Origin of the sequence: Chitinophaga horti, from assembly GCF_022867795.2 — a bacterium.
Lineage (GTDB): Bacteria > Bacteroidota > Bacteroidia > Chitinophagales > Chitinophagaceae > Chitinophaga > Chitinophaga horti.
In genome coordinates this window covers 4,109,732-4,131,370 of the sequence record NZ_CP107006.1, presented here as the reverse complement: position 1 = coordinate 4,131,370, position 21,639 = coordinate 4,109,732, and the positions used below count along the sequence as shown (strand labels likewise).

The 21,639-nt window shown below is 49.7% G+C and carries 20 protein-coding genes and 1 tRNA gene; 12 read left to right on the top strand and 9 right to left on the bottom strand.

What is annotated here, in order from left to right; all coding sequences use genetic code 11:
- The first annotated feature begins 3 nt into the window (after nt 1-3).
- Complete coding sequence (locus tag MKQ68_RS16690) at nt 4-1,641, top strand: RagB/SusD family nutrient uptake outer membrane protein (protein WP_264280105.1); 1,638 nt, start codon at nt 4-6, stop codon at nt 1,639-1,641.
- Between the two features lie 122 nt (nt 1,642-1,763).
- Entirely contained in the window at nt 1,764-2,906 is a 1,143-nt protein-coding gene (locus MKQ68_RS16685) for a TlpA disulfide reductase family protein (RefSeq protein ID WP_264280104.1), read from the top strand.
- A gap of 98 nt (nt 2,907-3,004) precedes the next feature.
- Here MKQ68_RS16685 and MKQ68_RS16680 read toward each other — a convergent pair whose 3' ends face one another.
- Entirely contained in the window at nt 3,005-3,736 is a 732-nt protein-coding gene (locus MKQ68_RS16680; protein ID WP_264280103.1) for a DUF1223 domain-containing protein, read from the bottom strand.
- 208 nt (nt 3,737-3,944) lie between these two features.
- Between MKQ68_RS16680 and MKQ68_RS16675 the strand changes: the two genes are divergently transcribed.
- The 3 genes from MKQ68_RS16675 (at nt 3,945) to MKQ68_RS16665 (ending at nt 5,755) form a co-directional block, all read left to right on the top strand.
- Nucleotides 3,945-4,850: a heme-binding domain-containing protein gene (locus MKQ68_RS16675; protein WP_264280102.1), complete on the top strand. Its 906-nt coding sequence runs from the start codon at nt 3,945-3,947 to the stop codon at nt 4,848-4,850.
- Between the two features lie 5 nt (nt 4,851-4,855).
- Nucleotides 4,856-5,257 carry a cytochrome P460 family protein gene (locus MKQ68_RS16670; RefSeq protein ID WP_264280101.1) on the top strand — a complete coding sequence of 134 codons (402 nt, stop codon included), beginning with the start codon at nt 4,856-4,858 and terminating at the stop codon, nt 5,255-5,257.
- Nucleotides 5,258-5,365: 108 nt separating this feature from the next.
- On the top strand, nt 5,366-5,755 hold the full coding sequence (locus tag MKQ68_RS16665; protein WP_264280100.1) for a DoxX family protein: 390 nt from the start codon (nt 5,366-5,368) through the stop codon (nt 5,753-5,755).
- 152 nt (nt 5,756-5,907) lie between these two features.
- Here the strand turns inward: MKQ68_RS16665 and MKQ68_RS16660 are convergent, their stop codons facing one another.
- The 3 genes from MKQ68_RS16660 to MKQ68_RS16650 are packed head-to-tail and all read right to left on the bottom strand — an operon-like array spanning nt 5,908 to nt 7,867.
- Nucleotides 5,908-6,669 carry a LytR/AlgR family response regulator transcription factor gene (locus tag MKQ68_RS16660; protein WP_244840714.1) on the bottom strand — a complete coding sequence of 254 codons (762 nt, stop codon included), beginning with the start codon at nt 6,667-6,669 and terminating at the stop codon, nt 5,908-5,910.
- Entirely contained in the window at nt 6,650-7,660 is a 1,011-nt protein-coding gene (locus MKQ68_RS16655; RefSeq protein WP_264280099.1) for a sensor histidine kinase, read from the bottom strand. The genes MKQ68_RS16660 and MKQ68_RS16655 overlap by 20 nt, the downstream gene beginning before the upstream one ends.
- Nucleotides 7,661-7,711: 51 nt before the next feature.
- The gene (locus MKQ68_RS16650; protein WP_264280098.1) at nt 7,712-7,867 is read right to left on the bottom strand and encodes a hypothetical protein; all 156 of its coding nucleotides are present in this window, start codon (nt 7,865-7,867) and stop codon (nt 7,712-7,714) included.
- A 346-nt stretch (nt 7,868-8,213) separates the two neighbouring features.
- Here MKQ68_RS16650 and MKQ68_RS16645 point away from each other — a divergent pair, with 346 nt between their 5' ends.
- The 4 genes from MKQ68_RS16645 to MKQ68_RS16630 all read left to right on the top strand — a co-directional run bounded on the left by MKQ68_RS16645 (nt 8,214) and on the right by MKQ68_RS16630 (nt 11,766).
- Nucleotides 8,214-8,969 carry a hypothetical protein gene (locus MKQ68_RS16645; protein WP_264280097.1) on the top strand — a complete coding sequence of 252 codons (756 nt, stop codon included), beginning with the start codon at nt 8,214-8,216 and terminating at the stop codon, nt 8,967-8,969.
- 121 nt (nt 8,970-9,090) lie between these two features.
- Nucleotides 9,091-10,119, top strand: a complete 1,029-nt coding sequence (locus MKQ68_RS16640; protein ID WP_264280096.1) for a hypothetical protein — start codon at nt 9,091-9,093, stop codon at nt 10,117-10,119.
- 276 nt (nt 10,120-10,395) lie between these two features.
- Complete coding sequence (locus tag MKQ68_RS16635; RefSeq protein ID WP_244840706.1) at nt 10,396-10,605, top strand: hypothetical protein; 210 nt, start codon at nt 10,396-10,398, stop codon at nt 10,603-10,605.
- 111 nt (nt 10,606-10,716) lie between these two features.
- Nucleotides 10,717-11,766: a PDDEXK nuclease domain-containing protein gene (locus tag MKQ68_RS16630; protein WP_264280095.1), complete on the top strand. Its 1,050-nt coding sequence runs from the start codon at nt 10,717-10,719 to the stop codon at nt 11,764-11,766.
- Between the two features lie 348 nt (nt 11,767-12,114).
- Here the strand turns inward: MKQ68_RS16630 and MKQ68_RS16625 are convergent.
- Nucleotides 12,115-12,188: transfer RNA gene (locus MKQ68_RS16625), tRNA-Asp, on the bottom strand.
- Nucleotides 12,189-12,260: 72 nt separating this feature from the next.
- On the opposite strand from MKQ68_RS16625, the gene MKQ68_RS16620 reads away from it, so the two are divergent.
- Nucleotides 12,261-13,172 (top strand): glutamate--tRNA ligase family protein, encoded by a 912-nt coding sequence (locus MKQ68_RS16620; RefSeq protein WP_264280094.1) that lies wholly within the window; start codon nt 12,261-12,263, stop codon nt 13,170-13,172.
- A gap of 1 nt (nt 13,173) precedes the next feature.
- Here the strand turns inward: MKQ68_RS16620 and MKQ68_RS16615 are convergent, their stop codons facing one another.
- From MKQ68_RS16615 to MKQ68_RS16600, 4 genes are all read right to left on the bottom strand, one after another.
- Entirely contained in the window at nt 13,174-16,176 is a 3,003-nt protein-coding gene (locus tag MKQ68_RS16615; protein ID WP_264280093.1) for an FAD-binding and (Fe-S)-binding domain-containing protein, read from the bottom strand.
- A 13-nt stretch (nt 16,177-16,189) separates the two neighbouring features.
- Entirely contained in the window at nt 16,190-17,011 is an 822-nt protein-coding gene (gene murQ / locus MKQ68_RS16610; RefSeq protein ID WP_264280092.1) for an N-acetylmuramic acid 6-phosphate etherase, read from the bottom strand.
- Between the two features lie 11 nt (nt 17,012-17,022).
- On the bottom strand, nt 17,023-18,507 hold the full coding sequence (locus MKQ68_RS16605; protein ID WP_264280091.1) for a sodium:solute symporter: 1,485 nt from the start codon (nt 18,505-18,507) through the stop codon (nt 17,023-17,025).
- Between the two features lie 83 nt (nt 18,508-18,590).
- Nucleotides 18,591-19,337: a DeoR/GlpR family DNA-binding transcription regulator gene (locus tag MKQ68_RS16600; RefSeq protein ID WP_264280090.1), complete on the bottom strand. Its 747-nt coding sequence runs from the start codon at nt 19,335-19,337 to the stop codon at nt 18,591-18,593.
- 202 nt (nt 19,338-19,539) lie between these two features.
- Between MKQ68_RS16600 and MKQ68_RS16595 the strand changes: the two genes are divergently transcribed.
- Complete coding sequence (locus tag MKQ68_RS16595) at nt 19,540-20,301, top strand: SDR family NAD(P)-dependent oxidoreductase (protein ID WP_264280089.1); 762 nt, start codon at nt 19,540-19,542, stop codon at nt 20,299-20,301.
- Nucleotides 20,302-20,489: 188 nt separating this feature from the next.
- Complete coding sequence (locus MKQ68_RS16590) at nt 20,490-21,632, top strand: TlpA disulfide reductase family protein (protein WP_264280088.1); 1,143 nt, start codon at nt 20,490-20,492, stop codon at nt 21,630-21,632.
- Nucleotides 21,633-21,639: the final 7 nt, after the last annotated feature.

The following is a 21,639-nucleotide window of genomic DNA, read 5'->3' as shown; positions in this document are numbered from 1 at the left end:
ATCATGAAACGAGTAAAATTAAAAGCGATATATATCAGCGGCCTGCTGGCCATGGGTATTGGCATGAGCGCCTGTACCAAACTGGACGAAACGGTGTACAGCGATCTGTATAAAGATAACTTTTACAAAAGCCGCACCGAGGTGCTGCAATCCGCCCTGCGCCCGATGACGCACCTGCAATCGTGGATCGCGCCGATCCGTGGGGATGGCTATTACTATCATGCGGAAATGTCGGCCGACCAGCTGGCCTGGCCGCAGAAAGGTCGTCACGCCTATGACAACGGCGATCACATGCGCCAGCACTATCATACCTGGACCGACAATGAAGGCCGCATGCGTAATGCCTGGGTGGGCATCTGGACAGGTGTGGGCTATTGCAACGCCGCGATCGAAGACCTGGAGAAACTGAATGCTGCAGCCCTGAACATGACCGATGCAGAGCTGAAATCGATCATTGCGGAACTGCACGTACTACGCGCTTTCCACTATATGAAGCTGGTCGATCTGTGGGGCAACATCCCGGTGGTGACGCAGGTAGGTAAACCCGCCAACCCACCAACCGTAAAACGTGCGCAGGTGTTTGAGTTCCTGAAAACAGAACTGGAAACCTACGTGCCTCAGTTGCAGCGCTACGAAACCAAACTGGTAGGCCGTCTTGGTCAGACCGGCGGTTACGCGATCATGGCCGACTTGTTCGTGAATGCGGAAAAGTGGACAGGCAAAGCGATGTGGGACGAGTGTATTGCCGCCTGCGATAAAATCATGAGCGGCGAGGCCGGTGGCTTAGGTGCCGGCGGTCGCCCGGAACTGGCGCCTGACCTGCTGGAGACATTCGGCAACACGAACAGGTCTGCCCGCGAGGCCCTGTTCCAATATGCCTACAGCAACAAAGGCGGCTTCGTGTGGGACTGGATTCCTTTAATGGGCTTCAGCAACATGAGCGCTGCGCTGGACGTGGGGTATACCGGTAATAATGGTTACGTGGTAACTCCGCCTGCGTTCGATGCCTATGCAACGAATGACCTGCGTAAAACCACGTGGTTCCTGTTTGGGCCGCAATATAAATTCGGTACTACTGTTCCCATCCTCGGAACAGAGGAGTATGCGAACAAGCCCCTCGTATATGTCAACACCATTCGTCGTGAAAGTGAAGGCGATCTTACCAGTGAAGGTGGCATGGCGAAAGGCGAGGAGAACAGCGGTGCGCGTTTTAATAAATACAAAACCGGCCGCCTGAGCGATCCGAACTACCGTGAGAACCACTTTATGATCTATCGCTTAACAGAGATCTACTTCTTTAAAGCAGAAGCCCTGATGCGTAAAGCAGGCGGTGTGGCTACACAGGAAGCCGTAAACCTGGTAAACGATTCCCGCAGACGTGCATTTACCACGGCCGACTGGCCAGCTGCACAATACAACGTAGCGACACTCACGTTGGATGAACTGCTGGCAGAAAAAGGCCGCGAGTTTATCTTTGAAGGCAAACGCCGCACCGATATCATTCGCTTCGGCCGCTTCATCAACGGTACCTGGTGGGATCACCAGCGTACGGGTGATGCGAACCGGGAGATTTACCCGATACCTGCAAACCAGCTGGCGAACAATGTGAATCTTGTACAGAATGATGGTTATAAAAAGTAAGGAAAGTGTAGCCTGAATTTGTGGCCGCTCCGGAAGGGGCGGCCTTTTTTTGCACCTGTCTTTACTTTGTTACGAATTATTCGTAGATTTACGATATGTTCGTAAAATCGATTGTGTCAACTATGCCAACCAGTAAATTTACTAGCCTGTTAAGATTACTCTTCCTAAGCTACGCGATCTTATTCATCGTGCCTGCTGAAGCCCAATACAAATTCCAGATATCCGGGAAACTGAATAACGGTGCCGGCAGAACGTTGTATCTATCTCCTACGCCCACGTTGCCTAACCATGAAAAGGAGCTGCTCGATTCGGTGAAGGTAGACGGCCGGGATAGTTTTTTCCTTGCAGGCGAGATATCGTTTGCAGGCCGCTACGCACTATTTCTGTCAACCCAGCGTGCCTACATCGGTTTCTACCTGGACACGACGCCCGTCTATATCAAGGCCGACACCAACCGTATATACCAGGCCGCGATCAGGGGCAGTGCCGAACATGATTTGATCAGTCATTTTGATGGTCTGAGATGGAGTACCCAGTCTGCACTGGAAGCTGATTTCAATAAGCTGATGCAGCTAGGCAGGCAAACACCGATGGATACGCCGCAGGTTTCGCATTACAGGCGGCGGGTCGATTCGTTGAGTAAACGCGTGCGGCATATTACCGATAGTTTTATGATGGTGTACCCGCAATCTTTTGTGACGCTCGAATTATTGATACCTAATGATCGGGACACGGCGGCATTTGCAACGGCCGAACGATATATCAAAAATATGCCGGAAAAATATGTACGTAACCCAAGCTATCGAAGAGTAGTGAAGTTGCTGGCGGCTTACAACTCGGTGCGTATCGGCGCTGTAGTTCCGGAAGTGACGCAGGCAGACACGACACGCAAGCAAATGATCAGTTCAAAACAATTACTGAATTATCACGATTACCTGCTGCTCGACTTCTGGGCGAGCTGGTGCGGGCCATGCAGGGCGAATAACCCGGAATTGAAGCAGTTATATGCGAAGTACAAAGGCCCCCGTTTTGAAATCGCCGGCGTATCGCTGGATAATAACCTTCAACTTTGGAAGAAGGCGTTACTCGAAGAGGGTACAACGTGGCCAAATATGTCGGATTTGCAGGGCTTCTCTAATAAGTCTGCACTGGAATTTAACATACAGGCGATCCCGGCTTACCTGTTGCTCGACAAACAGGGACGGCTTGTATTTAGAACGAATAAAATGACCGAATTAAAAGCTAAGCTGGAAGAATTGTTATAGCATAAAAAGAGGCTGTCTCACAGCGAATGAGCAGCCTCTTTTTATCAGTCGTTTTGCCGGGCCGGCTTGCTTAGGTTTCTCTTTTTGTGCATAGTGAGCTACCATGTACACCGCGCCGCGTCCGTAATCCGCCCACTCTCCGCATCCTGCACAAACCCAATCAACTCCCACGTCTTCGCATCGAAATCCTGTGGTGAACGCATCCGCACGTTGCCTGTTTCCCCAGCGCGCACCGTTATCAATTCCCGCACAATTTGCACATGCACCAATTCGCTACCCGCATTCTCCCCACGGCGCACGTTGCTGCGCCCGTCCTTTTGTACAAGGGCCAGTTGTAAGTTGTTACGTGTGTTCGTATGAGAGATGTCGATGAACTTCCCGTCGATGGCCGCTGAAATACGGAGCTGCCTGTCACCCGAAGCCGCCAGTGCCGCTGACAGGGCCGTGGTTACCGCATTTGCATCAGACCCGATGTGTTCACTGGTGCCGTTTACGATCAATTGCGGCGTGTATATCTGCCGCCGGTTCAGCCAGGTGGCGTAAGCCTGTTGCCTTTGTGACCAGGCTGCCTGGCTAAACCGGTCCTTCCATCCCTGGTGGTCCCAGTAGTCGACGTGGAACGCTAAAATGTATAACTGCCTGGCGGTATCGGCCTCACGCAGTTGTGCGATCAGGTGGTCGGCGGGCGGACAACTGGAGCAACCTTCCGACGTGAATAATTCGATCACTGCGAAGCTGCTGTCGCCTCCTTTTACGATGGAGGGTGCGGCAAACGGGCGATTACAGATCAGGGCGGCCGTGAGTGTGAGCATGAGTGTGAGTGTTTTCATATCTGCGGTTTTTTCTCAAATGTAACGGGCGTTGTGGCAGGGGAGAAGAAGCAATGCCGCCTGCCGGACAGATCACCCGTTGTACCGGACAATCGGCAACGGGAATACCCCCTGTCTGATTCAGCCCCCGTTTTGTCCGTTTCCCGGACTTGCTACGTGCCAAAGCGGGCAGCCACTGCTAGTTTTGAGTAACAATAAAGCGTACACCATGAGAAAGTATATGATCGGCGGATTGGCCATCGCGTTTTTCGCTTTGCAGTTTACCGCGACGCCGCTGCCCCAAAAGCCAATAACGGGCGACATTGTCGCTCCGGCAGAAGTGACCGCCATCTTTCAACGGGCTTGTTACGATTGCCATTCGAATACGCAGGAACTGCCCTGGTTTAACCGCGTGGCTCCTGTATCATGGCAGGTGAATAAGGACGTGGAGCGGGCCAGGGAAGTGCTGAACTTTTCTGAATGGAATAAGTTGTCGGAAAAGGAGCAGGTAGGCAAGCTTTGGGGTATCCTGAATATGGTGAAATCAGGCGCGATGCCTTTGTCCCGTTACACGCTGCTGCATCCCGGTGCTAAGGTGAATGCAGCGGAAGTGGAGACGATTAAAAACTACGTGTTATCTATTACCCATCAGCCACCGGCAGATACGACCGCTTACAGCAAGCCGGCATCACCTTCGGCCCCGGTTTCGCCCAATGGTATTGTGTATTCAGATGAATTTAAAAGCTGGAAGGTGATCAGCGCTACTACGTTATACGATCATTCGATGCGGGTGGTGTATGGGAACGACATCGCCGTGAAAGCGATCCGCGAGGAAAATTTTCATCCCTGGCCTGATGGTGCTATCGTCGTGAAAGCCGTATGGGAACAGTTAGAAGCACCCGACGGCGAAACGCGTCCGGGTAAATTTATCAATGCACAATTTATGGTGAAGGATGCCGGCAAGTATCCTGATACGGAAGGCTGGGGCTTCGCGAAGTTCTCCGGCCCGAAACTAACGCCTACTGGTAAAACGGCCCAGTTCGCGGTGCAGTCCTGCATTAGTTGCCATCGCCAGTTGGCAAAAGAAACCGGCTACCTGTTTAATGTTCCTTTAAAAGTAAATCCTGTAAAATAACTTTTATGAAGATGCAATACCTGCTGGCCGGTCTGCTCGCACTCACGGCTTGTAAAGAGACAGACACGCATACACGGATTGTTTTTGATCCGGGCGATGAACAAATGATTACTTCCCGCGTGAATAAGCGGCAGGAAACGATGTCTGTCCTCTACGGCAATCCATCTGCGTTTAACGCTGCCTTAAAAGGCGACACCCTGCCCGGCGCAAACTACACGCTCGTTACCTGGAAGTACCACGACAACCCTCTTTTTTATGGCAGTACGATCAATGGTGAGTTGCTGCGGGTGGAGCGCCTCGAGGTCGGCACAACAGCTATTGATTACCAGGTAGAACAGGGCACCCCGCAGGCACGCGATGAGCGGGTAAAATACATCCTGTCGATGCAGCCTTCCATGATGCCGTAGATTGTCCGTTCCGGGCTGTGAATTGTCCGCTTCCGGCGCTTATACCTGGACTGTAGCCCGCTTTCGGTGCAACTTTGTCTTATCAAATCACACTAAAAACTATCTCATATGTCAGGCAAAACAACAAACATCATTTATTGGACCGGCGTTATTCTTACTTCTTTATGGTTCGGCACCAGCGGCTTTTTTGAACTGACAGGCAACCCGATCGTATGGGACATCACGCAGCAACTCGGCTATCCGGCGCATTTTATTTACATCCTGGGCGTTGCTAAAGTGAGTGGCGTGATCGTATTATTGTTGCCTGGCAAACTGCTTCGGTTGAAAGAATGGGTATTTGCAGGTATTTTCTTCGATATCCTGTTCGCCTTCTTCTCCAAACTCGCGGTACTGGGCTTCGCAGCCACCACAGATGCCATTATTGCGTTCGTCATGGTAAGTGTTACTTATGTAATGTTTCGCCGGATTTACGGCGCAATGCCGGTGCCGGTTATCTAAGAGTATCCCCCTAAAAAAAGAAGTGGCTGACCAAAAAGTAAAATGAAGGCTTTGTGAATCGCTTACACGATGACACGTCTCCATCAGGTACCCGAATAAATTAGGGCTGACCAGTACTTTTTGGTCAGCCCCTATTGATGAGATACAGTGACTCAGCGATCTTCCATCCACGACAGAAATTGCTGCGATTTTTCTTTGTTGACGAGTAACTTCTCAGGCGTTTCAATTACCAGCTTCACGTATAACTTCCGCAGAAAATACGGCTCCACTTCCTTGATCGCTTTAAACGCCACCAGCGACTGCCTGTTCAAACGAAAGAAGTCCCTGCCCGACACCGACTGCGTGATCTGGTCGAGCGATTGACTGATGGGGTATTGCTGTTTATCGAAACATAAAATCCAGGTGGCATCATGGCGGATGTAGAACAGCGCAATGTCCTGTACGTTCACCGTGCGGTACTTCTGTTGCTGAAATACGAGGAAGCTCGTTTTGCCTGCCGGTTGCACAAGTTTGCTCAGTAGCTCGGTGAGGTCGGGCATGGCGGGTTTCTGGAAGAAGTTTTTCAGCTCGTCTACCTTCTGAAGCGCATCCGCAATGTCTTCTTTAGTAAACGGTTTCAATACATAATCAACGCCATTGTTTTTAAACGCCTCCAGTGAGTATTCATCGAAGGCCGTACAAAAAACAACAGGGCTTGTCACCTTTACTGATTTGAATATTTCGAAACAGAGGCCATCTGCCAGTTGAATATCCATAAATATCAAATCCGGCGAGGGGCCAGTTGATAAACGTTTAACGGTACTTTCGATGCTTTGAAGCCGGTCCGTTATGGTAACGTCCGGCTTCAGTTCCAGTATAATGCGTTCGAGTGATTTAGCGGTTTTTATTTCGTCTTCAACGATGATGATATTCATGAATGAAAGGCAGTTTAATCGTGAATGTTTGCCGGTCGTTCAGCACCTCCACCTCTTTGTTCATGAGGTGGCCGTAACGAAGCCGGATGTTTTCGAGGCCCACGCCCAGTGAGTTGTCCTGCTGCCTTTTGGGCTGCACCGGGTTTTGTAGTACCAGGTAATCTTCTTCTTCGTAAAGATGGATATGTAGCGGCTTTTCCTGCGACACGATGTTGTGCTTCAGGCAATTTTCGACCAGCAGTTGCAGCGTGAAAGGCGGAATGAGCGTCTTCATAGAGCGCTCGGTCAGACTGCTCTTAAAAACAAAACCCTCATCGAACCTTGCCTTTTGCAGGAACAGGTAAGCATTAAGAATGTCCATTTCCTCGCGCACATGTATCAGGTCGTGCTTGCGGCTTTCGAGCGTGTAGCGGTAAAAGTCAGATAGTTTGATGATGAACCGGATCGTTTCCTGGTCGCCCGTTTCCACCATCGCTTTTAACGTATTGAGGCTGTTAAAAAGGAAGTGTGGATTTACCTGCTGTTTCAGTAATTCGTATTGCGCGCTCAGGTTGTCGTTTTTGACCTGGTCCAGCTCCATGCTCACCTGCTGGTTTTCGTGGTTTTGCTGCAGCAGGTGTAAAAACATATAAAACACCAGGTTGATCAGAATGCCTCGCACCTCCACCATCAGCATCGTTGGACCAAATTCGATATGGGAAAGAATCAGCTGCTGGATGTAAGCCAGTCCGAGCATGATCACCAGTCCGAACGCGAGGCTGCTGAATAGTGCGGTATACGAAAGCTGCTGCTTACGCGGCCGCCGGAGCAGGACGAATATGTTGAAATACCACATCAACAGCGCGAATGCCGCCGTAATGCCCGCATTCACCGCCGCTTCCGCCAGGTTAAAGTGTCGCGCCGCCAGTTGTGGCACCGATGACAGGAGGCCGAGTAAAATGGAACTCGACCAGATGATAGCCGGAGATATTTTGATAGTACTTCTCTTCATGGAGGTGTTAAAGTAAGCATAATTTTATGGATTGCAGGTTGCCGGCTTCAGTCACCGCATGCTGTCGTATTTTTTGTTCCCCAGACTCCGGGCTGCATAGCTGACACTAAAAACGCCGGCATTAGTTTGTTTCACAGCGCCAAGTGGATCGCTGTTTCGGGTTAACACATTGATGGAGGGAAGAAGTAAATCGACGATCTTTTTCATGTGAATGATTGTAAGGCGAAGGTCTTGGAGAGGCGGGTGGGGGACGAGGTATTTTATCGTGAAGTGGACAAGTTGGGGGGTGGGGTGGACATAACTCTCAGATAACTCTCAGATAACTCTCGGATAACTTTCACATAACTCTCACCCCCATTTTTTAGCGACAATTACGACATTTAGCGGTAGTTGCGACATCTCGCGACAGAACGCGCCAATCCGCGACAGTGGCTGATTTTTGGATGTTTTGGCGCTCTATATTTGCACTATCGAATCCGGAAATCGATGAAGGTAAATGGGGTTTAACCTACGCAATGAAATCCCGTAATCAGTTATTTTAAAAACATTAATTATGAAAAATTACATGAAAGAAACGAAAATTGAAATGTCACTTGGTGGCCAAACAGTTCATCGCGTAAAAGATGGGTTCAAGATCAGGAGAAAATCACCCATTGATGGGGAGAGAATGCGGAATGATCCTAAGTTCGTTCCGGTGCTCCAGAATGCGTCGGACTTTACTACCGCTGCAAATGCAGGTCGTGTGTTGAGGGAGGCGTTGAATAGCGCCATTGCTAACACCAAAGATCCCCGTTGTTCCAACAGGCTCATGTCCCTGATGCGCCGTGTGCTGAAGTCCGATATGCAAAACCTGCGCGGCCAGCGAAGTGTATTGAATGGCGATCTGGAAATGCTGAACAGTTTCCAGTTTAATGCAGACAGTCCGTTGTATACCGCCATCCTCGCACCATACGTCGCAGTCATCGACCGGGCGAGCGGTGAAGCAAAGGTGACTATCGCGCCTTATAAGCCAGCCATCGCGATCATCGGTCCGCCCGGCGCGACGCACTACGTGCTGCAGGTTGCCGCAACAGCGCTCGATTTCGAGACCGGTAAGGCAACTACAGCATTGTATGAAACCCAGCCGCTGGCAAGGGATGTCATCGAAACCGAACAACAGACACTGATGGCACAGTTACCGGCCAACAGCGATCAACCGTTGTTCCTGGTATTCGGGGTGCAATTCGTCTCGCTTGATAACGGAGTGTACTACCCCGTGGGGGGAAACGGCTATAATTCAATGGCCATCGTAGACGTGGATAAAGGGTGATGATTACCGGGCCGCCCCTTAAGGTGGGCGGCCTGTTTTTTCTCAAAAAAATCATACATTCGCTCACGACTCCAATTAGCGCCCCATCACCATTTTTATTAACCAAAATCCAAACCATCTTATGAAGCAAGCGTTTGTTGCTTTAGAAAACCTCGTTATTAAATCTTTACCCGATCACCTCAAACGTTCTTTTCGTTCGCCCCGTCACCAGGTACAATTGGTACGTGATGCAGTTGACGAGGCTTGCAGCGCTTTTCTCGATGAATTATCCGACACGGTGCTGAATAGCGCGGACGACAAGCACGGTGCCCTGTTGCTGCAATATTACCAGCGGCGTGTTATAAAACTTACAAACAGGCTGGCACCTTATTTCGACGAAACCTCTGTTATGGATATGTCGTCCCGAAAGGAGCAGGTACTGCACGCAGTAGCGGATTCACTTGTTAACCTTTTGACGGAAATGAGGGATGACTTCAGTCCATATTTCGATGATAACCTGCCAATGCCTTATGTGCAAAAGCTAATCTTCCAGGAGCGTCTGCAAGAGAAATGGCGCGAGGTGGCCAGGCTGATGGCCGATATGGGACACCTGGCGGATACCCTCGAAACCTGGGTTAAAGCATCTGTTGCTGGAAAAGCCTGTTCACACAGAAAGGCGATTTACATGGAAGGGGTACTGGATGCTATCATAGACAACGCTGCTCATTCTTCATGTTTACAGCGCCGGCATGTTCACGATCTGATGGCATTGCACAATATGAATACGCCGGCATTTGTAACGTACCTGTGCGACCGCATTGCCCGAAAGCTGGGGCAGCAAAGAGATGACCTTGCACGTGGAAGGATGATACGCATCATTACCAACCGGATCGAAATGGCCCGGTATGGAGATAGGAACGCTGCGGACGATGATGCTCCGCCGCTGAGGAAACAGTTACTGCAATGGTTGCAGATACAGTCCTTCGAATATGAGCATGCGACGTTATACCTCGCATCCGCCGCGGATCCGACCGACCAGGGAAGACTGAGACTGGGGCTGACCGGGCTCGAACTGGCTTGTTTTCTACGAATGGCGGTAGATACTGGTTTTATCAAAAGCAATAATAAAAAAAAGGATATAGAAACGGCTTCCGCGTTTTTGCGACGATAGGCCAGGAGGAAATGAGCGCCGATAGTTTGAATACGGCGTACTATAACCTTAAGCCTACTGCACTGGAGTCTTTAAAAGATAAACTGTTATCAATGATCAACATGTTGGTGATGAAGAGGGGAGAGGTAAAACGAGCGTCAAACTGAGAAAAATGTTTTCTAATAAGTACTTTATTTACAGTTAGTTAAATTGTCTTGTACGAGACTTGCTTGTATCGAGTTAATAACTAATTGTTTTTGTTTGCAGTAAATAATTACCCTAAAATAACCATATTTAATGAAAGAGAAACGATGTAAAAGAATTGCAATTGCGGCCAGCGAGGCAGCTGCAATTGCCGGTATTCACCTCCGCACCGCTCAACGTTTGCTGGCAAAGATCCGCGAGAGAACGGGGAAGCAGAAACGACAGTTTGTTTCGATCGCGGAATTTTGTGCGTTCACAGGATTTGTGGAGCAGGATGTGTTTAATATGCTGAATAATTTTTAGCGCGTCTGCTAATCGTGTTGCGCTAACCCGGGCATAGGCTGACACCTTCTCGCAACCATCTCGACAGTATCCGTTCAGGATGCCCTACATACACCATACAATTCGCTGAAAATGCAGGATGAATTGATAAAAGAAGAGCAAGTGTTATTTGATGAAATAGTTCAGATAATTAATGATAGCAGGCGCAAGGTGTTGATTACAGTTAACACAGAGCTCGTGTTACTGTATTGGAATATCGGCTGTAAGTTAAACACCTGCGTACTAGGGAACCAAAGAGCCGGGTATGGAAAGGAAATAGTGAAGAAATTATCCATATCGTTGCAGAAAGCGTTTGGTAAAGGTTGGGATGAAAAAACATTAAGACATTGTCTCCGCTGTGCAGAGACTTTTACCGAAGCGCAAATTGTCTCCGCAGTGCGGAGACAATTAAGCTGGACCCACATAAAAACAATTTCCTACCTGAAAAATAACGTTCAGAGAGAATTTTATCTTACCATGTCCTCAAATGAGGGATGGAGCAGCCGACAGCTACAGGAGCGAATTAACTCTATGTTGTATGAGCGTACTGCCATCAGTAAAAAGCCTGAACTTGTAATTAAGAATGACCTGGAGTTATTGCAGAGCACAAAGGAAATGACAGCCGATCTGACTTTCAAAGATCCATATATACTAGACTTTCTTGGATTGCGGGATACATATAATGAGAGCGATCTTGAGCAAGCCATTATATATCAGCTGCAGTTATTTATTCTGGAGTTAGGTAATGATTTCGCATTTCTGGCAAGGCAGAAAAGAATCGCTATCGACGATACAGATTACTATATCGATCTTCTCTTTTATCACCGCAAACTAAGGCGTTTGGTCGCTATAGATCTTAAAATGGGGAAGTTTGAACATAGTCATAAGAGCCAGATGGAATTATACCTTCGGTGGCTGGCGAAATATGAACAACAATCTCATGAACTTTCTCCGATCGGGCTAATTCTTTGTGCCGACAAAAATGATGAATTAGTGGAGCTGTTGGAACTTGATGCTGTCGGTATACATGTCGCTCAATATCTTCTTGAATTACCATCAAAGGAATTATTGAAGCAGAAGTTACATATGGCAATAGCTATGGCAAAACAGCGGGTAAATGCCGTCGGTGACGGGGTTGGTTAGCGTTTTAATAGTTCGCCCGCTACGGAAGGAGTTACCGGTGAAGTCGATGTTCGGGGCCGTGGGTAACATCAGATATAGAAAGCTGAGCGTTACCGGTTAGTATGCCGGCTGGCTCAGCTTTCTCTGTTAGTTGTTTAAGGTTTAAAACCTGTTCTTTTACTTAAATATCGAATCCATTTTTTAAACAGATCCTCCCCCGTGAAGTGTAGTCGCCATTATCTTTCCGTCCGGATCAATCAGGAAATTGGAACACTTTTTCATCCAAGTGATTTGAAAAGTAACAGCTTGTTAATCAGTCTTTTACAAGCATAAAAAAAGGAAACAATCAGTATTGATTGTTTCCTTTCGCGGACCGGACGGGACTCGAACCCGCGACCTCCGCCGTGACAGGGCGGCATTCTAACCGACTGAACTACCGATCCATTCCGTAATTCCGGGTTGCAAATATATGTTTAATTCATTCAAAAAAACAAATCTTTGCATAAATTTTGAAAATGTCCCCCGCATCGGCCTTCCATAAAACAAGAATAGCACCCACGCCCAGCGGGTTTCTCCACCTGGGGAACATCCTCTCGTTCGCTATCACGGCCGATCTGGCGGACAGGCACCATGCCGCAACACTACTCCGCATCGACGACATGGACCGCGACAGGGCGGACCAAAAATACATCGATGATATCTTTGAAACGCTGCGCTTCCTGGCTATTCCCTGGACGGAAGGGCCGCGAAGCACCAGCGAATTTCAACAATCGTACTCGCAATTGCACCGCCTGCGGCACTACGAACAGGCGCTGGAACAGCTGAAGCCGCACGTCTTCGCCTGTAACTGCTCGCGCGCGCAGATAGCCCGGGAAAGTGTAAACGGCGTGTATCCGGGCACGTGCCTCCATAAGAATATTCCGTTGGACACACCTGGCGTGAGCTGGAGGCTGATTACGGATAGCCGCGAATTAACGGTGAATACGTATGATAATGGTGTGTTAAAGGCCACGCTGCCCGCAGACATGCAATACTTCGTCATCCGCAGGAAGGATGGCTTTCCTGCCTACCAGCTATCCTCGCTGGTGGATGATGCGCTGTACGGCATCGATCTCATTGTGCGTGGGCGGGATTTGTGGCCCTCCACGCTGGCGCAATTGTTTGTCGCTACGCTGTTGCCGGGGAGCCGGTTCACGAATAGTACGTTCTATCATCATGCACTTATCACGGAAGCGGCGGGAGAGAAGTTGTCGAAATCGGCAGGCGCCACGTCCATACAACATTTCCGGAAAGAAGGGCATACGGCGGCGGATGTGTATAGCATGGCTGCCGGTATGCTGGGCATCCATACGGAAGTGAGTAACTGGAAAGAACTGGCCGCATTGCCGCCCCCAAACGGAAGCGGCCCATATGCTGCGTTGACTTAAATTATTCTCCCATCGATGCGAAGCTACCTTTCCGCGCATAGTCCGACGGATCTTTCGATACCAGTGCTTCGAACAATACTTCGGCAGGATGTAATGCTTCGCGCCCCGTGCCATCCTTGATCTGGTGGCGGCAGCTGGTGCCAGGGGCGGCTACGATTACTTCCGGTGCCTGTGAACGAACGGTCGGGAACAATACCAGCTCACCGATCTTCATCGACGTTTCATAATGATCTTTATCAAACCCAAATGAACCTGCCATACCGCAGCAACCGGAGTTGATCACAGTGGCCTCATAGTTCGCGGGCCACGACAATACCTTTTGCACAAAGTTCACAGATGAAAGTGCTTTCTGATGACAGTGGCCATGAATAACCAGCTGCCGCGGCTCACTATGAAAACGGTCTTTAGGAATGTTGTCTAAATCCATCTCGGCGGCCATGAACTCTTCGAACAGCATCACTTTTTTAGAGAGCCGAATAGCTTTTGCTTTTTCTTCACCAGTCAACAGATCGATGTACTCATCGCGGAAAGTGAGGATAGCAGAGGGCTCCGTGCCAATTAATGGGTACGGATCATCGATAATGCTACTGAGCAGTGAAATGTTTTTAGCCGCGATGGACTTGGCGCGTTTCACCATGCCTTTGGAAAGGTGGGTGCGACCGCTTTCAATATGTTCGGGGATGATCACCTCGTAACCCAGTGCTGTCAGCAGTTCTATGCAGCGCATGCCGATGGTTACATCGTTATAATTGGTGAACTCATCACAGAAGAAGTAAACTTTGGATGTCAGGTGATGGCTGTGTTGTTGCCGCCTGAACTTTTTGTACCACGACCGCAGCGTAAAGGCGTGCATGGCAGGTACATCCCGCTCATCGGCCATATTCATCATGCCCTTGAACAGTCGCGAAATGGCTTTATTGCCGAATGCGAAATTGTATAACCCGGGGGCAATGCTCGCTAATTTGTTCAATGCCGGGAACTCGCCAATCATGCGGGCTTTGAGTGGCGTGCCGTGAATATCGTAGTATTGTTGCAGGTATTCAGCTTTCAGTTTCGATACGTCTACACTGGATGGGCACTCTGCCTTACAGCCTTTGCAGGAAAGGCACAGGTCCATCGCATGCTGTATTTCTTCGTGGTCAAAAGCCTGCGAAGAGTTTTCGGCGGATAGGAATTGCCGGAGTACGTTGGCGCGTGCCCGTGTGGTGTCTTTCTCGAACCGGGTAGCCATGTAACTGGGGCACATGGTGCCGCCGGCAAAATGGGTTTTGCGGCAGTCGCCGGAGCCGGAACACTTTTCTGCCAAAGAAAGAATGCCGCCCTGCTCCGAGAAGTCGAAGTGGGTTTTAACGCCTGGGCCTTTGGGTAGTTTCTTAAATCGGAACGAGGTGTCCATCGGTGGTGTATCCACGATCTTGCCAGGGTTCATCAGCCTGGCAGGGTCCCATATCAGTTTAACCTGTTTACAAAGTTCGTAACACTTTTCGCCGAGCATAAAACCGATAAACTCGCCACGCAGGCGGCCGTCGCCGTGTTCGCCGCTTAAAGAGCCTTTGTATTTTTTAACAATGGCAGCGGTTTTCGCCAGTAGGGTGCGGAACACGATCTTACCTTCATCACTTTTCAGGTTGATGATCGGCTCCACGTGCAGCTCGCCTGCACCGGCATGCGCGTAGTACGAAGCTTTAAGGTTCAGGTTAGACAGCGTTTCCTGTATGTCTTGTATATAGTCCGGCAAATGTTCCGGCGCTACGGCACAATCTTCGATGAGGTTGACGGGTTGCGCGTCTCCTTTAATATTACGCAGTAAGCCCAGGCCCGATTTGCGCAGGTTCCAGGCTTTGGTAATTTCCGGGCCGCGCAGCAGGGGATAGGCGTAACCGAGTCCTGCGGATTTTATCTCGCTGATGAAAGCGCCAGTTTGCGCTGCCAGTTCGGCTTCGCTGTTACACATAAACTCCACCATCAAGACCGCTGCAGGATCGCCTTCAATAAAGAAGCGGTTCTGCTGGTGTTCCGGGTGATCTTTGGTAAAATTCATAATCACATCATCCACCAGTTCGGAAGCGGTAACGGGATGTTTAACAGCCACGAGGTTTACCAGCAACGATTCGCGTAAGGTGCTGCAATGCACGCATACGAGGCCGTTTACCTGGGGTGGCAGATCAAGCAGCTTTAATTTGGCTTCGGTAATAAATGCGAGGGTGCCTTCACTGCCCGCGATCAGGTGTGCGAGGTTGAAAGGTTGTTCTCCGCCATAAGGCTGCGTGTCCGCCAGTGCATCCAGTGCATAACCAGTATTGCGCCGCCTTACCGCTTTCGCGGGATAACCATCATGAATGGCCTGGCGGTTACTTTCATCAGATAATATGTTGTGGATCGATTGATAAATATGTCCTTCAAAGTTCGTTTGCGCCCGCTTACGTGCAAACTGGTCTGCCTGCAATGTGCCAAACACGGTTTCCTCGCCATTGGTTAAAACGGCGTTCACGGATATAAGATTATCACGCGTAGCGCCCCATACCATGGAGTGCAGGCCGCACGAGTTGTTGCCGATCATGCCGCCGATCATCGCACGGTTGGAGGTAGACGTTTCCGGACCGAAGAATAATTTATGGGGGAGTAACAGTTCGTTCAGTACATCGCGCTCCACGCCCGGTTCTACGCGTACCCATTTTTCGGCCACGTTCACTTCGAGCAGTTTGTTCATGTAGCGGCTCACATCCACCACTAATCCCTGTCCTACTACTTGTCCGGCCAGGGAAGTGCCGGCCGTACGGGGAATAAGGGGAATGTTATGTTGCTGGCTGGCTTTGATCAGCAGGCTGATGTCCTGCTTGTTTTTAGGAAGCGCTACGCCCAGCGGATGTTCCTGGTATACGGATGCATCGGTGGCGTAAGCCATTAATACGGTGCGGTGAAGCGAGTCGTTGCTGTAATACAGGTCGCCCGACAGTTGTTGTGCCAGTTCTGCAAATACTTTATCCAGTTGCTCCTTGTTCATGTCCTTTCTTTTATCAGGCGCCGATAGCGTTCAACGCGTTCTTCACGGAGCCGTGTTGCAGCAGCAGTGTCTTCGCCTGCTCGTAATCACTGATCGCAGCTTTTTCCATCAACATCTTGATGCCGCGGTCTACCAGCTTTTCGTTGGTGAGTTGCATGTTCACCATCTTGTTATCTTCCACTCTGCCCAGCTGTATCATCAACGAGGTAGAGATCATATTCAAAACGAGTTTTTGGGCGGTGCCGCTTTTCATACGGGTACTGCCGGTTACAAACTCAGGCCCAACTACTACTTCGATGGGATAGTCGGCCACTTCGCTCACCGGGCTGCCGGGGTTACAGGAAATGCTGCCCGTCAGAATACCCTGCTCGCGACAGGTTTTCAACGCGCCGATCACGTAAGGCGTGGTGCCGCTGGCCGCGATGCCTATCACCACGTCTTTATCGGTAATGTTCCATTGCTGCAAGTCTTTCCAGCCCTGCTGGGTATCATCTTCCGCGTTTTCCACGGCCCTGCGGATGGCCTTGTCGCCGCCCGCAATCATACCGATTACCAGGTCGAAGGGTACGCCGTAAGTGGGCGGACATTCAGAAGCATCGAGTATACCGAGGCGGCCACTGGTGCCAGCGCCGAGGTAGAAGAGCCGGCCGCCGGCGAGCATTTTATCTGCGGCTGCTAATACAAAGGCTTCTATCGCCGGAATGGCATTTTTTACAGCACCGGGTACGCCCGCATCTTCGTTATTAATGTTCGTCAGCAATTCGCCTACGCTCATTTTTTCCAGATGATGGTAGGGGGATGACTGTTCCGTTATCTTTACAAATTGTTGTTTCATGTTCACCTGTTTCAGTTTCCTTTTAATGACAGCTCCTGTGGTTTTCCGGGTATCAGCATCAACCCAAGGAAGGTAATAAGCCCGTTGATAAACAACAGCTCCAGCCCGATCTGGAAATCGCCGAATAACTGTTTCTGGTATTTATCTAAAATAAAACAAAGGATGGGGGATACGATTACAACTACCGGAACAAGTTTGTCCTGCACGGTCCTTTTGGTCAGGATGCCGAAGGCGAACAACCCGAGCAGTGGTCCGTACGTGTAGCCTGCAATCTTTAATATTAACCCGATCATGCTCGGATTGTTCATCCATTTAAAACCCATCACGAATAACAGGAACAGTGCGGCAAAGCCAAGATGTACGATTTGCCGGGTCCTCTTTTTCTGTTTATCGTCAAGCGCCGGGTTTCGTTGAATGCCCAGGATGTCGATACAAAAGGAAGAAGTAAGGGCAGTGATGGCACCATCTGCACTGGGGAACAGGGCGGAAATGAGTGCGATAATAAAGATAACAGAGATGGCCGCAGGCATATGTTGTAGCGCAATCGTAGGGAACAATGCATCACCTTTAACGTTGGCCAGCGCCGCTTTCATTGGGGCCGATTCCGCAAATAAGTGCAGCAATCCGCCGAGGAAGAGGAACAACAGTACCACGCCCATAAATATTACCGCGAACGTCATCATGTTTTTCTGCGAATCCTTCAGGGTTTTCACACTGATGTTCTTCTGCATCATTTCCTGGTCCATACCGGTCATGGTGATGGAGATAAATGCGCCCGCCACAATCTGTTTCAGGAAGAAAAACTTGCTGGCGGGATCGGTTACGAAGATGTTCGAATAACCTTTATCGGATAATGCCTGCACACCCTCCATGAGCCCCATGTCCAGCCGGGAAAGAATGTACCACACGCAAACCAGCAGGCCGATGAGCATACAGGCAGTCTGCAGGGTGTCGGTCCATACGATGGTTTTCACACCGCCTTCGAACGTGTATAATAAGATCATCAACAATATCACCAAAGCGCCTACCCAAAAAGGCAGGTTAAAGTTTTGGAGGATGGTGGCATGCAGGATGTTCACCACCAGGTACAAACGCGCGGTGGCGCCCAATATGCGGGAGAGTATAAAAAACGAAGCGCCGGCCTTATAAGAGGCAAAGCCGAGCCGGTTCTGTAAATAGTTATAGATGGAAGTGAGGTTCATCCGGTAATAGACCGGCAGTAGTACATAGGCCACCACGGCGTATCCTATCAGGTTACCGATAATGATCTGGAAATAAGAGAACGATTCGATGCCCACCGTGCCGGGCACACTCACAAACGTTACGCCGCTCAGTGAGGTGCCGATCATGCCGAAAGCCACCAGCATCCAGTTGGAGCCGCGGTTGCCGATAAAAAAAGAATCGTTGGTAGCATTGCGGGAAGTAAACCAGGCTACGACCAGTAACAATAGAAAGTAAACGATAACGAGTGAGAATAGCAACACTGGTGACATCATGGATCTTAGTTATTTAAGTTTGGCTCTTGCCTGTAAATATAGCAGATTATTAAAGGAACGTTCCTTACGTGGAAATGTTATGCTTATATCACCGTTAACCCGGCTGCTGCGTAAGGCTGCAGCACCTCCTCTTCCGGGTTAAGTTCCGTTACCAGCGTATGAATCCCCGATATCTCGCACACTTTGATCCGCTGCGCCGTATTCAGTTTTTCACTGATGGCCAGCGAAGCTACCCGGTCCGACGATTCCAGCATGGCTTTTTTCACTTCTACCACTTCCCAGTCATTGTCGGTCAGACCATTATTGATATCGATGGCGTTGGTGCCCAGGAAGCAGAGGTCGGCCCGTATGCTTTTAATGCGCGAAACCACGCTGCCGCCAATCGCGATCTGCGAGTTTTTGGAGATCTTATCGCCGATGAAAATGACTTCTATATTAGGATGATGAATGTACTCGTAAGCGGCGGGCACACTAACGGTAATAAACGTGGCCGTTAACTCCGGCGGCAATGATTTGGCGAGTTCTATAATAGTGGTGCCTCCCGAGGTGAGGATGAACATGCCGTCTTTGATCAGTTTGCAGGCTTTTGTGGCAATACGTTTCTTGCTGTCCAGCGCATACACATGGTCTGAGGCGATAGAAAGATGGAACGACTTTGACAGCGCGCCGCCGTGGGCCTTTATCAGTTTGCCCTGCTTCGCCATTTCGTTCAGGTCGCGCCGGATGGTATCCTCCGACACGCTCATCTGTTGGCTGAGGTCGACCGATAAAACTTTATTGTGCAGGTTTACCTGGTGCAGTATAAATGATTGCCGCTCCTTTTTAAGCATAACCGTAACTGATTTTGGCTGTTTACAAACATACTTTATTTTATCCAAAAACGCAAAAAGGCGCAGTTTTTGACACGAAATCCTGTATAAAGCCGCAATTATTGTCTCCGTGGTGCTGAAACATGCAGTTTCAAAATACTTAAACTATCACCATTTTTTGGCGGACGGGCGGTCTAGTTTTGCATCAACAAAAACGAAACATATGGCAGTAAATAAGATTGCACTGGTAACTGGCGGCAGCCGGGGATTGGGAAAAGAGATGGCTTTAAGCCTTGCGGCGACTGGGGTAGATGTAGTGATTACGTACAATAGCAAAAAGGAAGAAGCCGAAGCCGTGGTAGCCGACATTCGCAGCCGGGGCCGCAAAGCTGCGGCATTACAGCTAAACGTAGCCGAGGTGAAGTCTTTCGACGCCTTCGCAGCCAGCTTTAAAGCCACGCTGAACGATACATTCGGTTCGGCGAACTTTCAATACCTGGTAAATAACGCAGGTATCGGCATCCATGCCTCCTTTATGGAAACGACCGAGGAGATGTTCGATACCCTGGTGAATATCCAGTTTAAAGGGGTGTTTTTTCTTACCCAGAAGTTGTTGCCGGTAATGGAAGACGGCGGCGCGATCGTGAACGTTTCTACGGGTCTGGCCCGTTTCAGCCTGCCTGGATATGCGGCCTACGCCTCCATGAAAGGCGCCATCGAAACGTTAACACGTTACCTGGCCAAGGAACTGGGCGACCGTAAGATCAGGGCAAACGTGATCGCTCCGGGCGCGATAGAGACAGATTTCGGCGGTGGTGTGGTGCGCGATAACCAGCAGGTGAATGCGCACATCGCTTCTCAAACCGCCTTAGGCCGGGTAGGATTGCCGGACGATATCGGCAATGTGGTCGCCTTTCTCTGCAGCGACGACGCCAAATGGGTAACAGCCCAGCGCCTGGAGGCCTCGGGCGGCATGTTCCTCTAAAGTTTTCGGGACCGGTCGTCATGGCCGGTCTTTTTTTATGATGAACGGCGATAAGTTTTTTGGGGAAATCTCCTTTAGGTTATGTTAACAGGTGTGGATCTTTCCCTTTGTTATCTTTATGAGCCGGTGAATTTTTGCCGCCGTATAGCCAACTTAATCTTTCATCAATCAGAAAACTAATCATCAGCATGATGACACGCATCTTAATGGCAACCATGCTTGTGCCCGCACTCGCTTCTGCCCAATCAGGCAAATTCACGCTTACAGGTAATATCGGCAACCTGAATGCTCCCGCCAAGGTTTATATCGATTACTCCAGCGATGGTGGTGGCGGCAACACCGACTCTGCCGTTGTTGTAAACGGTAAGTTTACTTTTTCCGGCAAGCTTACCGGGCGCGCCGGCGCACGTATGTCGCTCGACCACGAAGGCAAAGGCAAACCGTTCTCTATTTACTCGCCGGGTGCCGACGTTATCTATTTCTATTTTGGAGAAGAAAATATAAAGTTCTCCTCCAAAGATTCTTTGTCGAACGCAAAGGTGACCGGTTCTAAAGTATACGATGAACACATCGCTTACAATAAAGCGATTGGTGGTTCTATTATGGAGCTCACCAAGCAGTACCAGGACGAATACGCAGCTGCGTCGCCCGAAGACAAGCGCGATAACGAGTTTATGGCCGCACTGAACGCAAAGCAGGAGAACCTGCGTAAAAAACGTTCCGAAAAGCAACTGGAGTTTGCGAAAAACAATCCGAACTCTTACTTCGCTTTAGTGGCACTCTCCGAAACAGGCGGTATGAAGCCTGACGTAGCGGTAATGACGCCTTTGTACAATGCGCTGTCGCCTAAACTGAAAGATACAGACATGGGCCGCGAATTAAAGCAACGCCTGGCTTCTGTTAAACTTACAGAAGTGGGTCAGCCTGCGCCAGCCTTTACACAGAATGATCTGAACGGCAAACCTTTATCACTCGCCAGCCTGAAAGGTAAAGTAGTGCTGCTCGACTTCTGGGCCAGCTGGTGCAGCCCTTGCCGCGCCGAGAACCCGAACATGCTGAAACAATACAAGATTTATAAAGACAAGGGTTTCGAGATCCTCTCCGTTTCACTGGACTCGGATAAAAGCTTGTGGCTGAAAGCGATCGAAGACGATGGTTTACCATGGTTGCATGTATCCGACCTGAAAGGCTGGAGCAATGAAGTAGGCCGCCTGTACGGTGTGCGTGGCGTACCCGCCTGCTACCTGATCGACAAAGACGGTAAAATCATTGCCGACAATGTAAGAGGCGAAAAGCTGAACGAGAAACTGAAAGAAGTATTCGCTAACTAAGCCCGTA